Raw genomic sequence first — 12589 nt, 5'->3', positions numbered from 1 at the left:
AATTGCGATGATCCGCCACCTGCGTCGGCCCGCCGCCGGCGTTGTGCCGCGCCGTAGCCGGCTTGCGGCAACGCGCCCGCCTCGATGCACAAGAAACTTTGAAGCGATGGGAGCACGATATTGGGCCGACGCTTGGGGGCAATCATTTGCGAAGACCGTTCGGAGTTGCCCTTCGCATTGACCGTGGATGTATCTTCCGGAGGCGCACGCTGGCGGCCTTACGTCGGTGAATTCGCAGTTCCGGCGCGAGGTCTGTAGACGAGGAATGGCCGCCGTCTATTTCGGCAACCTTGCGATCGACGTCTGCCTGCCCTTCAACCTAATGTCGGCCATCATTGCTGATACTGAGCATTCAGTGTCGTGTCACTCCCGGGCCGGCGCCCCGATCCGCTTACACAGTTGGGCAACCCAGCGGCAGAAGGCGTGCGCGAGGTCCGGGCTACGGCTGCGGTCGGCGGCATAGGCGCGATAGCGCATACCGCTCGGTGTACGGGAGCCGGGCAGCACCTCCAGCAAACCCTGTTGAATCAAGTCGGCAACGATGATCTCTGGGGCCACGAGCAGGCACCGCCCGGTGGTGACGGCCGGCAACGCCAGATAGTGGTGATCGTAACGTGCGCCACAGAGGATATCGGAGGCCTTCAGCTCCATCGCCTTCAGCCACGTCGGCATGATATCCGGTCTGGAGGTGATGGCGAGCACCGGTATGGCGCTCACGGCATCGAGGCTGCGGCCCGCAATATTCTGGGGCGCGCCGACACAGACCAACTGCTCATCGTAAATATCCCAGCGGTCCGAGGGCTCAGCCAGCACGAGATCCCGCGTCAGCAGCACGTCAAACCCATCCGTCGAAGACGGCATGGACAGCGACGTCGTGACGTCAACCAGCGCTCCACCCATCTCGCGCGAGAAGTGCTGAAGGTTGGGAATGAGCAGCGTATAGGCGAAGGTGGACAGCGAGGTGCGCACGACAAGCCGGTTGGCCGCATTGTGGTCGCGCCGCCGCATGCGCTGGGCGGTGAACAGAATGGTTTCCAGCGGCTCAGCTACGGCCTCCCCGAACAGGCGACCGAATTCGGTCAGGTCGCTGCGACGACCGCGCCGCTCGACGAGCTTTGCGCCGAAATAAGTTTCCAGCACCGCAAGGTGCCGACTGACTGAACTCTGGGTGATGCCAAGGCTCTCGGCTGCCCGCGTCACGCTGCGGTCGCGGGCGATCTGCACGAAGGCCCTTACAGCATTCAGTGACAACTCGTCATCTTCGTTTGACACTACGACACTCCCTGAATTAAATCCGCCGAACGACTCGATTGAAGGCGAACGCGTTGACATTCGCGGCGATGCTATCGCATTGTTCGATACATGTCATCCCGTTGCCGTTGATCCCCCGAAATACGTGCGCCGGTTGAGAAGGCAAAAAACGAGGAGGGTCGCGTTCCCGACTGGTCGGCAACACGATCGCCGCCCAACCGCACCCGTGTCCACGAGATGAGCGATGGCTGCAGAATTGATGGTAGGAGATCTCAGCCGTTACAACGCGCGGTACGCACCGAGGAACGCTGCGATCGAGACAGAATGTGTGCGTGCCCGCGCCTGAATCTGGCGAACCGCGGAAAACATGCTGCGCGCCTGAGTTATAACTTTGGAGAACTGATTTAACAGATTTGTCAAAGACTGCAGTGGGCGATTGGCCGCAACGGAGCCTGACGCTGCGCGCGGACCATGACACGCAATATACCGCCGACGACTTCCTGCATCAGATCGGGCGCCCGCGCGGTCATGCACTTCGTGAACCGTCGCGACGATCGGCACAGTCGCTGGATCAAGGCAGCGAGCAACGCCGCCATGTGAGCATTGCTGCAATCGCCCTGGCGAACAAGACGGCGCGCATTGCCTGGGCAACATTGACAGGTAGCGGCTGCTTCCGAGTTGCGTACAGGCAACAGATATCGAGTATTGCTGTATTTATTTCGCGATTGCGCAAAAAGCGGCAAGCATGGCGAACCGGTCGGATCGGCGCGTGCAGATCCTGGTATATCCGACGGCTGCAGGACGGAGCCAGAAGGCCGATGAGGAGCAAGCGCGGAAATTTCCATGATGGCTCGTGCAGCAGCAAGCACATCAGAAGCCGAACGTATGGACGCCGCCGTGACCCTCAAAATGCAAACCGATCTTGCTCATGGGCAGGAGTCCCTGTACGAATATAACCGGAGCAGATCGATGTGCGCTAAACACTATTGCCTTGCCTACACACGCTGTACCGGCTCAGGCCTCGAGCAATTTGCGGGTCTGAGAGGCCATTGCGGCGAGCGCATCCTGGGGTTTCTCGCGGCCCGTAACGACCTTTCTCATTTCCTCCGCCATCATCTCGACGATTTTCACGTTGTTGACAGTCGGAAATGAGAACTGGTCGCCGGTAATCGCGAGATTTTTCACAATCGACCGATGGTAGGGGTTAGCCTCGAAGTACCGGTCCAGAAACTTCGGGTCTTTTGGCGTCAATAGGCAAACAGGCAGGTAGCCGGTATATTGGCCGAGAATCGCTTGCGCTTTTTCATGCGCGGCGAACCTGAGAAATTCCGAGGAGGCCTTCTGTCGATCCGGATTCTTTGCAAACATGAAGAACCCATGGCCAGCCCCAACCAGGCGGCCATTTGGACTCGGTACGGGAAGTTCGCCGATCTGAAGTTCAAAATGGCCAGCGGCCGCCTTTGCAACGGAATTGATGCCACTTGCCGTGCGTATCTGGATTCCCGACATGCCCGCGTTGAACGATTGTCTGGACTGCGCCACCGTCATGTCTACGTTGTTCGCCTGACCGAAACGGGCGAGAATCTGCAATGCCTCAAGCCCTTCTTTGCCGTCGAAGGCAATTTTGGTCTGTTCGGCATTCATCATTCGACCGCCAAGGGAAGCCAGTAAATTCTGGAAAATCCAAGCATTGGTCGCAGCGTATTCGATGTAGCCGCCGTTGATTTTCTCACCGAGGGCTGTGACCCGCTTCGCGACCTCAATGATCTCGTCCCACGTTGTTGGCGGGGTAGCTTTTTGATAACCGGCCTTGCGCAGCAGATTCATGTTGTAGTAGACAACGGGAATGGTCGTTCCGAACGGGACGCCGAAGAGCTTGCCGTTTACCTGGGTGGTTTCGATCAGGATACGGGGGATCCCGAGTTTTTCGAACGCATCCACGTCGCCGGCAACGCCGTTGAGAGGCTGAGCGATCCCGCGCTTTGAGAGGATCGAGGCATAAGTAAGGGATTGCCAGGTGATATCTGGCAGAGCCCCAACAATCGATTCACGCAGTGTGTTCTGCAGCAGCGGATCCCAATCGTCGCCGTCCGTTACAAATTTCGCTATCAAATCTGGGTGTTCGGCGTGAAACGCCGCTCCCAGTGCGTTGAGCATATCAAGGTACAGTGGCTCCCCGTGGCCGATTGAAAGTTGGACGGATGAGGCAGCCTCAGCGCGAACTGGCGGTAAAGCAAGTGCGGCCACTGCCGCGGCGCTCGACATCAGGAATGAACGGCGTGTTGTACGCATGAAATTGCTTTCCAGTATGGTGTTCTTGATTGTGCTTGCCGCCAGTCTATTGACGGCTACTTTTGGGCGCTGGCGGATACGTAAGCCGAGCAGGAGTGGGACTACGGCGACAGCGATAAAGGGACCGCAGTTGCACGCGCGTCATTCTCGAGTGAGGCGTGGCGGTCATATAAAGACAGAGCGTGCAGGACCAGAGCATCATGGGGACGTCGCGTCGCCTGGACTGAGGCTGTCGACGATGTGCGCCGGCGTCGGGCCACGGTAGTTCGTCTCCGGCTTGCGCGATCGCGCAGCAGGATCCACTTGCGGTAGCCGCATTTCCGTGCGGCGTAAGGAATTTTTTGCTCAATATCGAGGCAGACTCCGCGCAACGCGGGCGCCGCGTTTTCGGATCTCATGGTCGAGACTGCAGTCATCGAATTTCCTCATGAAATTGGACGTGGATGGCAGGCCGCCAGTCGGCACCGTAGCGTGATGGATGACCTGTCCTTCTTTCAGAATTTTGGCGGCGATCGGCGACAGCGGGATGACATATATCGAACAATGCGATGTCGTAAGTACAAGCGGAGATACTTGCGGCGGCTCGTTTTTGCGCGGTCTCTCCCGAAAGTGTCACTCGAGGCAGTGCGCGCCGTCGTGAGCACCATCCTGCAGGGCTGAAATCGTATGTGGCATGAAGTTCATCGACGGCGCGGCCGCTGCAGAGCTCACGGAATTCGACCGTCGTCGGACTCGGTGGCGAGCCGCTGGAGCTAATCCGCTTACCGCATCCGGTCGGCGCCACCGTAGTCGCACTCCGGTGCTTGCCATCCACCTGCTGCAGACTGTCCCAAGCGATGTGACAGGAGCGGTGCCACGTGTGTGGCGGGCTCTGCATGAGTCTTGTCAGCTGCGACAAGGGGCAAAATTGCGGGCGCAGTATTCCGCGCAAGACGCATGGAATTGACTGTCTTCAGCGACTTTGCCCCACTTTCGGCGTTTCTCTATGGCCGCAACAGATCATCGATGGCTCGCTGACCAGCGGTACCTGCCGCAAACAACGTGTCGGCCACGCTTGCGAAGAACCGCCCGTCGCGGCCCGACACGTATATTTCGGGTAAGACAGGTATGTGCTTACCGGATCGCGTGATGGTGACGACCGCTGTAAATCCGAAGTCGGGCATCTGAAATTTGCGCGGTTTCATCGACGCGCATGCCTGCACGGCTACATGAATGTTGTAGCCCTCGTAGCCATAATCCCGTTCCATACAACCTGTCAACGTTTCGATGGTTTTCCTATGATTCTCGTGAGTAGCCTCAGCGCAAGAAGCGTGAGACGGCTTGCATACCCTGCAGAGGGAAGACGTCTTCGACGGGAATAATGTCCTTGTGGACATTTTGTACGCCACTGTCGGCGACGGATGCGTCGAAAGACGCCCTGCATGGCGGTTGCGGTCGCGCGGATTCCATAACTGCCGTATATGACCATCAGGACGTTGCCCGGCGCGTTGATGCGGCCCGCGTCGAGTTCCAGTAGGCGTTCGGTACGGGCACGAGCGGGATGTGACTGTTGCAGGCACGAGCGAAACACGCGATTTCGGCAGGATCTTGCTTTTTCGGGTGGATCAGGAATCATGTCGGCACCGGTGCACGCGTTAGCTCGCTTTAGCGCCTCCTCTTCACAGAGGCCCGCAATCAGTGCTTCGGTTCACGCGATGATCATAAAGTCCGGGTCGGCTCAGATCATCATGCGCGCAGGTTTACAATCCGCTCGGCCTTAGCACGTCGAGATAGCAATTCTTGCCGTCTTGATTCGAAGTCAGCGCCGTCTTCCGTTCGGATAAGGGTGCTTTGAGGTGAAGCCCAGCATTTGCTCCATGTCGGCTGCGATACGCAAAAGTTTCCGCTCGTCGTGTTTGCGACCGATAAGCTGTACGCCGACGGGGAGACCATCGCCTGATAATCCGGTCGGTATAGCCACAGCCGGATGTCCCGTTACGTTGGCGGGTATGCGCACTGATGCCGCGGCCAATCGCTGCATTGCGTCCGGATCGTCTATCCGGCAAGGTGGAATTGTACTTACGGCCGTTAGCAGGGCGTCATGCTGTTCAAGCGCATCTTCAATCTCCTGCGTCAAACGGCGGCGGATGTTTTGAGCACGCAGGTACTCTTCCGATGAAATGAACGCGCCGCTCATCAGAAACTCTGCCGCATTCACGCCGTAAAGGTCGGGCTTCTCCAAGAGCCACCCCTTATGAATCGCGAACGCTTCAGCGATCATCGTAACCCTACCCGCAGACTCGAAACTGCGTAACGGCGACAGGTTGATATCATTGATAGCCCAACCCGCTGAGTTGGCAACGGCAACGCATTTTTCTATCGCATGAGAAACCGATATGTCACACGGAAGATCCGTTTCGTGGAAATGGCGCACTATGCCCAGGGTGAACCTTTCTGGAATGCGATCCTCGCCTTTTGCGCTCATGTCCGTCATGGCGCTAAACGCTTCGAATACATCCGTAACAGATCTGGCCATCGGGCCGACCGTGTCCATCGATGGCGCAAGCGGGAACACGCCACTCATGTCGAGACTTCCATGCGTGGGTTTTAGACCAACAACTCCGTTCATCATTGAAGGACTGCGAATTGAGCCGCCCGTGTCGGTTCCGATGGTGAGTGGAACGAGTCCTGCAGCAAGAGCCGCGCCGGACCCGCTCGATGAACCGCCAGCCATATAATTCAGATTCCACGGGTTTCTGGCCGGGAGCCAGGGGAGATCAAACGTCGGACTACCAGCTATCGCAAATTCGTACAAGGCGAGTTTGCCGAGACAAACGCCGCCGGAGGCGTCCAGCCTATCGATCACGGGCGCGTTGGTAAAAGCTGGCCCTGCGGGCATAATCCGCGACTGTGCTGTGGTCGGGTATCCTTTCACATCAATGATATCCTTGACGGCATACGGAACGCCAAACAGTTGCCCGATTGACGAATGTCCGTCGGAACGCTTACGCATATCTCGCAGATACCGTGCTCGGTCTCGAGCACGGTCGGCGTCACAGGCTACGAACGAGTGGATCGACTGGTCTAGCTCCTCGATCCGAGCAAGAAGATGATCCACGTAATTCAGGGGACATAGGTCCCCATTTGCGATTGCATCTCGAACAGCAGTCATCGGCATGAATGCCAACTCGTCTGGTCGCGCGCTCATTACTTTCCCCACATGAGTTCGTCGATGGTGGACGGCCGCGAGTCCAGCCGCTCCGCATGCATGCGGCCGAACTGGTAAGCCTCCCGCCAACGGTCGGGGCTTTTCTCCCACGCGCCATACAAACCGAGACGAGCGAGAAAAACCGCGATCTCGGCGTCGTCATTCACCGGATTCGTTTCTGACTGTCGGAGTTTATCCATTTCTTCGTCCTGGGATCGCAGCACCACGTGTTATCTTGCTTAAGTTTGTTAATGAGCGTCAGCCATGCCAAAGCTGCGCGCATAGCCGGCGCGGTAGATAAGATAACCGAGAGCGGAGCGCTCCACCGAACGGTTATGTTTTGGGTCTGAGAAAAGCATTCAGTCCGCAGGGCAGGGGTGCGAAGGCGGCAGGCACGCTATTGGCAACGGGTGTCAGCCGCGTGGCATCCCCTATCTCAGGAACCGCTTTTCGTCGGCCTTGACCTGATCCATCTTCTGGAGGCGGAAGATTTCCTCCACCGGCACGATGTCCTTGTGGACGTTCTGCACACCGCCATCGGCAATGATTCGCCGGAACGTGTCCTGCATCGAGGTCGTCGCGGCACGGATACCATAGTTGCCGTAGATGGTCATCTTGATGTTGCCGAGCGCGCGAATGCGGGTGGCGTCAAGGTCTGGATAGGCATTCGGGACGATGGTCAGGGGAACCGGTCCCTTCCATGCCCGCGAGAAGCTCTCGATCTCGGCAGGGTCTTTCTTTTTCGAATGGATCAGGATCATGTCAGCGCCGGCCTCGGCATAGGCCATGGCACGAGTCAGCGCCTTCGCCTCACCCTGGCCTGCAATAAGCGCTTCCGTACGGGCGATGACCAGGAAATCCGGATCGCTGCGGGTGGAGACGGCGGCTTCGATCTTGCCCTGAAATTCCTCGGTTTGCAGCAGTTCCTGGCGGCCATCAGCGGCAAGGCTAGTTACCTTCGGGAAGGTCTTGTCCTCGATCACGACGGCTGCGGTGCCTGCTTTTTCGTACTCGCGGGTCGCATGAATGACATTCAAGGCGTTGCCGTAGCCGGTATCGATATCGGCTACGATCGGCAGCGAAGATCGGCCAGCGATCGCGCGCAGCATTTCGAGATGCTGCGTCATGGAAATCAGACTCATATCCGGCAGACCGTACAGCGCGGAAAGCTCGAAGCCGGATGCCCAGAGTCCATCGAAACCGGCTTCCTCAGCCAGAATGGCCGAGAGCGGACTATGTGCTGCCATGATATGTACCAGGCCGCTTTCGGCCATGCGATCTCGAAGCTGTCTTGCTTTGCTCATAGGGATCTCTTTCAGATAGGGCTAGCCATTGGCGGCTTCAACCGGCGTGAGCCGTATTGCCGTCGAGAGGCGTCGATGCTGGACATCCACAATAACGGAGGTACCGGCTGTCCGCCAGCTTGGGTATCGCGTAAACGGGCCGCAGCCATCGGATTTCGCGATGAAGTTCAGCCCCCGGTACTCGAACTGGCGTCGTGTGCGGTGTCGACACTTCAATTGCGACGATGCGTTGAAACAGCGCATGCGTTCCTCAGCCATGACGCGAATGCCCGACTGAAGGTGATCTGATCGTCGCCCCGATATTGTTCCGGCCCGCGTCGACCGACGAGTGGCACGTCAGCAGTTGGTCGTTCCGGTGGATCGTAGATGTCGTCTCTCGAGACGCCAATCCCTGGGGACAATTCGAATGCTGCGTCAGCCACTGCCAGCAACATTCGGATAGGTGGATCTGAACGGAGGGCATACCTGTTCGATTTCCAGCCGATCATCGACGACCTCGGCCGGCAGCGGTGATCATGTCGAGGATTCGCGGATCGTTGTTGGCAGCCGATCTGGGCGCAACAAAATACCTGGTTGTTGTGGCACGTCGCCCACGTCGTCACGTGCGATAGGGGCAGCAGAGCACCTGAAGCGTGCTGACAAGGTGGTGCTGCGCTTTCGCCACTGAAGTCTGCGCTGCGCCTTCGCGTAATCTCGGGCGCGCGCACACGCCGACCGCCGACGCGTTTCTATTGAAGGTGAGCTTTTTCGGGAGCCGGAGCGATCATTTAACCGCCGGGCGTTTCAATGCCTTAAAACCATCAAAGTCTCGACAGCATGGCCGTAATGTCTACTTTAGGCTCCGAAGCAATTGGATCGGAGACGGATTACGTCGTAAAGCTATGCCTGATATCACAAATTCGGAGGATGATGGTGGCTCCGCGTGTTGCCGCCAGGGTCATGCATTAACTCAGTAAAACTAACGATGTTGTCTTGAATGGTGCTTTGAAAAGGGCGGCCTTCAAGATTATTCGAGGGTGATGTTGATGTTCCAATGTGGCCCGCCGAATACCGGGAACAGGCGGGAGGAATCCTCGGTATCGCTTACGGTAGTCCGCTCAATGACCGGGCTAAGGCATCATCCAACAAGGACCACCTGCAGCAAGTCTCCGGGCAAACCTCGGCGGAGAGGTTCGTTCAGCCTAATGTTGGTCGGAGCACGTCAATGGCGGGATCGGTGATTTCAGTCCCCCAACGGCAAGGTGGTTAAGCGAATCGAGCGCCATCAGAAAGCGATGAGCGGGCACCGTCGCGAGCTGTTTGTCATGAAGTAACAAAACTTTTTCAATTGCGCTCTTATCCGCATCAAGCATCTCCCAGGCTTCGCCACGCTCGGCCCTGGCGATACATCGTTCAAGCGCGGCCTCCGCGTGCTGGAAGGGTCGGCTGCCGGCGCTTGCGGGCATTTCCTCCCGAAGATACCAGGCTGTATAGACGGCTTTGAGCAGGCATACCAGCAAATCGACGTTCCCGTGGCCGCTGGTGATGGCTTCCAGTGCGAGATGATGTTCGAGTGAAAGTGACCGGATCCGGGCAAGCGGAAGCGGCAACAGCATGCTTTTGCCCAGCGGCGGCCGAGAACGCGAGGAAGACTTCCGACTCATTTGATTGGTCAATATTTGGTGCAGCTGGCGACGGTTGAGACAGCCTGCGCGTGCGGCGGTCCATACCTACCGGCCGGATGAGCCTGATTGTCAAAGAATTCGAAGGTTTCGAATCTTTCCGATTGCTGGTGAGCGCTGGAGGATGAGCTCGGTAATGTAATCGGGCAGGAGATCCCGGAGAAGATTGTCTGGGATGCCTTCCACGCGCTGCGATGGCACCCGTACGATGAACGCGTCGGGATCGGTTCTCAGGCTGTGCTCGTAGCTGACTTGGTAATCCATGTGAGGTGCCGTCCGGCAGACCAGGTGATCGGAAAGCCAATATGGCGACTGCTTGTTGGTTTTCAAGACCCTGGCGACGCCCGGAATAAATGAACCGGAGGAATACCCGTAAGACGCTGGGAGCCGACCATGCGAGGATGGGCGCATCCGCTGATACCCGGGATCGCTGTCCCTTTGTCGTGGAACCGAACTCACTGATTTGAAACTTGCGCGGCGCGATCGATACCGCGGCGACGCGCCCATTGTGCTATGGCGCCCGGACGGACTTGCGTGCGTGCCGTCTTCGCGATAGGGTACGCAATCCGTATCTCGGACGCTACCGGCAAGGTACCCAGCGTATGGGAAGCCACCAGGGATGTCATTCCACGAAGAGGAAGAAGGTAATGAACAAGCAGGAACTGATTGATGCGGTTGCGTCGGCTACGGGCTCGAGCAAGTCCATCACGGGTGAGGCAATCGATGCCGTCGTCAGCGCAATCACGAAAGCCGTGGTCAGGGGAGAGACGGTGCAACTGGTCGGGTTTGGCTCGTTCAGTCAGGGCAAGCGCGCCGCGCGTACGGGCCGCAATCCGGCGACGGGCGAGGAAATCAGCATCGCTGCGGCAAACACCGTGAAGTTCACCGCTGGCAAGGCGTTCAAGGACGCGGTCAACGGAAGCAGGTAAGCAGCCCGGTTACCTGTTCGTGGCGCGTAACAGCGGGGCACCCGCCAGACGCGCCACCGACACGATCCCCTGTTGCTGGATGCGCGACAGCGCAAGGTCGCCGTCGAACCAGCCGTTCGACTGGCTGATAACGACATCCGGCTTTTCAACTAATGTGCGCCAGTGCGGCCACCACAGCAGATCCTCGTAGCAGAGTGATATCGCCGCGCGCTTACCGGCGATAACGGGATACGGTTGCGCGAGACTCCCTGGGACGGCACTGGTTGCTCCTCCCGGGCGCCATAGCGCGAGCGGTACAGGTTGCCGGCTATTGACACGGCCATGCCCCGCACCAGTGATGATCGCGGTGTCGGTGTACCGGAACGGCACGGTCTTCACGGCGACGTCCATCCCGATCACGAGTGTCTGGCCCGTGGCGCGCATGCGTTGGATATCGGCACGCCACCAGAGCGCCGTCGAAGTGCGCCACAAACCGGCGATTTCTTCCGGGAGGATCACGACGATGTTCCCTGCTGCGAACGCACGCCGGGCTATTGCCTGAAGCCGCACGTTGCGTTCGTAGAGCGGTGTGTAGCTGGACTGGTCAAAGCGACCGAGTGCTGTGTCGACCGCGATCCATCCGGCAGGCGGTGCCGCAGAGACGAACTGCCAATGTGCGCAGACAGAAAGGCATACAAGTGCCGTCCACGTGACCCGCGTCCAGGGCCACGCTCGCGGCATGGCGGCGGCGCACAGCGCAGCCATGCCCAGGCCCATGCCAACCCATCGCCATCCAGGATAAAGCATGCTCGCCACGTGGAGCGGCGATAGCCACCCGATGATGCCGACCGGCGGAACAGTGACGACCAATGTCGCGACCACCACGCGCCAGACGGGACTGCGATCGTAAAGCGAGCGACCGGGTTTGAGAAGGACCCAGGGCGACGCAAGCACGATGGCCTGAAGCACCCACAGCACCACGCCAAGCGCGAGCGCGGTCGGCCGCGTGAGCTCGTCGTAGCCCCCGAAGAACCGGGCACATACCATCGGGATGTCGCGTGCGCCGGCAAGATAATAACTGGCCCAAAGCATGAAGGCAGCGAGCTGGCTGCGCAACCTCGACCAGGCGGCCGGCAACGCCAGCAGCGCGATTGCGTAGTGCCCGGGATACCAGGCAGTCAGTGCGACCGCCGTTCCAATCCCTGCCGCAAGAAGCGTGTGGGCCACGCGCGACGGGTGTTGACGTCCTGTGGGTGCAGCTTGGGGCGAAGCAGAAAATTCGGTGTTTTGCATCATCAGCAGCCCGCGGTAACCCGGAATCCCCCCGCAGCAGGAGGACTCCTCGCAAGTGGAATCGCGCTGTTGACCCGTCGGGCCGATCGAACCAACGATATGCGGTGGCCATTTTGTTGTTGAAGCAATTGCTCGTCGATATTCCAGACGGCGGGAAGCGGAGGCGCAGGTTGATCGGATGGGATGAAAATGCCCCTGTTCGTTTGCGAGAACAGGGGCTTCAGGACGACGCCTGTTGATTCCTCGTGTCTGAAGGCCGTCAGGCATCGCGTAGGACTACATCAAGATAGAGGTGATGTTCGTCTGCGCGAATTTCCAGGCTCCAGCCGTCGTCAATAACACGGTCGAAAATGGCGGCGTCGTGATCGAAATATTCGGCAAAGTCGTCTCCGCCGAATTCGGTACATGCGAGGCTCCACCATTCATCGAATGGCACCGTTTCGGGACTGCAACCAACGGCATATGCAATGAGGCGGGATTCGCCGTTTCGCGACGTAACACGCGACGGGCTGGATTTCTCCGACATCATGTAGACGCCGTGGTCCTTGACCAGGATGACCCGGCAGGCAAGCGTGCGGGCTTCGACGAGGACCGGGCGCAGTTCTGAAGCAGGAAACAGGATCATGCTGCATACCTCCAGAAGTTTAGGGAATTGGCGAAGCTGAGTGGTTGCTGAATGGCGCAGGGACTATC

10 protein-coding genes and 1 pseudogene are annotated in these 12589 nt (G+C 58.6%); 2 read left to right on the top strand and 9 right to left on the bottom strand.

What is annotated here, in order from left to right; genetic code table 11:
• Positions 1-363: 363 nt before the first annotated feature.
• Positions 364-1272: a LysR family transcriptional regulator gene (locus BM438_RS09080; protein ID WP_208620632.1), complete on the bottom strand. Its 909-nt coding sequence runs from the start codon at positions 1270-1272 to the stop codon at positions 364-366.
• 492 nt (positions 1273-1764) lie between these two features.
• Between BM438_RS09080 and BM438_RS46965 the strand changes: the two are divergent.
• Positions 1765-1934, top strand: a pseudogene (locus tag BM438_RS46965) (IS110 family transposase); the annotation flags it as partial.
• Positions 1935-2265: 331 nt separating this feature from the next.
• Here the strand turns inward: BM438_RS46965 and BM438_RS09075 are convergent.
• The 6 genes from BM438_RS09075 to BM438_RS09040 all read right to left on the bottom strand — a co-directional run bounded on the left by BM438_RS09075 (position 2266) and on the right by BM438_RS09040 (position 9959).
• Positions 2266-3543 carry an extracellular solute-binding protein gene (locus BM438_RS09075; protein WP_093633927.1) on the bottom strand — a complete coding sequence of 426 codons (1278 nt, stop codon included), beginning with the start codon at positions 3541-3543 and terminating at the stop codon, positions 2266-2268.
• 1798 nt (positions 3544-5341) lie between these two features.
• Complete coding sequence (locus tag BM438_RS09060; RefSeq protein WP_244179327.1) at positions 5342-6694, bottom strand: amidase; 1353 nt, start codon at positions 6692-6694, stop codon at positions 5342-5344.
• A 35-nt stretch (positions 6695-6729) separates the two neighbouring features.
• Positions 6730-6930 (bottom strand): hypothetical protein, encoded by a 201-nt coding sequence (locus BM438_RS09055; protein ID WP_093633924.1) that lies wholly within the window; start codon positions 6928-6930, stop codon positions 6730-6732.
• Between the two features lie 231 nt (positions 6931-7161).
• Entirely contained in the window at positions 7162-8034 is an 873-nt protein-coding gene (locus tag BM438_RS09050) for an isocitrate lyase/phosphoenolpyruvate mutase family protein (protein WP_093633923.1), read from the bottom strand.
• A gap of 1181 nt (positions 8035-9215) precedes the next feature.
• A complete protein-coding gene (locus BM438_RS09045; protein WP_244179306.1) occupies positions 9216-9629 on the bottom strand; it encodes a hypothetical protein in 414 nt (137 codons plus the stop codon).
• A gap of 138 nt (positions 9630-9767) precedes the next feature.
• Positions 9768-9959, bottom strand: coding sequence for a hypothetical protein (locus tag BM438_RS09040; RefSeq protein WP_093633921.1), 192 nt, complete (start codon positions 9957-9959; stop codon positions 9768-9770).
• A 338-nt stretch (positions 9960-10297) separates the two neighbouring features.
• On the opposite strand from BM438_RS09040, the gene BM438_RS09035 reads away from it, so the two are divergent.
• On the top strand, positions 10298-10624 hold the full coding sequence (locus BM438_RS09035) for an HU family DNA-binding protein (protein ID WP_425270730.1): 327 nt from the start codon (positions 10298-10300) through the stop codon (positions 10622-10624).
• A gap of 9 nt (positions 10625-10633) precedes the next feature.
• Here the strand turns inward: BM438_RS09035 and BM438_RS09030 are convergent, their stop codons facing one another.
• Together BM438_RS09030 and BM438_RS09025 are read right to left on the bottom strand one after the other, a co-directional pair.
• Positions 10634-11830 (bottom strand): carbon-nitrogen hydrolase family protein, encoded by a 1197-nt coding sequence (locus tag BM438_RS09030; protein ID WP_093634071.1) that lies wholly within the window; start codon positions 11828-11830, stop codon positions 10634-10636.
• Between the two features lie 325 nt (positions 11831-12155).
• Positions 12156-12521 (bottom strand): DUF3085 domain-containing protein, encoded by a 366-nt coding sequence (locus tag BM438_RS09025; protein ID WP_093633919.1) that lies wholly within the window; start codon positions 12519-12521, stop codon positions 12156-12158.
• Between the last annotated feature and the right edge of the window lie 68 nt (positions 12522-12589).

The sequence above is a fragment of the Paraburkholderia aspalathi genome, assembly GCF_900116445.1.
In the GTDB taxonomy this organism is placed as follows: domain Bacteria; phylum Pseudomonadota; class Gammaproteobacteria; order Burkholderiales; family Burkholderiaceae; genus Paraburkholderia; species Paraburkholderia aspalathi.
The sequence above is the reverse complement of the archived record's forward strand: the minus strand, read 5'-3'. Positions and strand labels throughout refer to the sequence as shown.

Bases quoted from the DNA above. Each gene is read 5' to 3' on its own strand.
- BM438_RS09075 (WP_093633927.1), bottom strand. From the start codon at position 3,543: ATGCGTACAACACGCCGTTCATTCCTGATGTCGAGCGCCGCGGCAGTG.
- BM438_RS09060 (WP_244179327.1), bottom strand. From the start codon at position 6,694: ATGACTGCTGTTCGAGATGCAATCGCAAATGGGGACCTATGTCCCCTG.
- BM438_RS09055 (WP_093633924.1), bottom strand. From the start codon at position 6,930: ATGGATAAACTCCGACAGTCAGAAACGAATCCGGTGAATGACGACGCC.
- BM438_RS09050 (WP_093633923.1), bottom strand. From the start codon at position 8,034: ATGAGCAAAGCAAGACAGCTTCGAGATCGCATGGCCGAAAGCGGCCTG.
- BM438_RS09045 (WP_244179306.1), bottom strand. From the start codon at position 9,629: ATGCTGTTGCCGCTTCCGCTTGCCCGGATCCGGTCACTTTCACTCGAA.
- BM438_RS09040 (WP_093633921.1), bottom strand. From the start codon at position 9,959: ATGGATTACCAAGTCAGCTACGAGCACAGCCTGAGAACCGATCCCGAC.
- BM438_RS09035 (WP_425270730.1), top strand. From the start codon at position 10,298: ATGGGAAGCCACCAGGGATGTCATTCCACGAAGAGGAAGAAGGTAATG.
- BM438_RS09025 (WP_093633919.1), bottom strand. From the start codon at position 12,521: ATGATCCTGTTTCCTGCTTCAGAACTGCGCCCGGTCCTCGTCGAAGCC.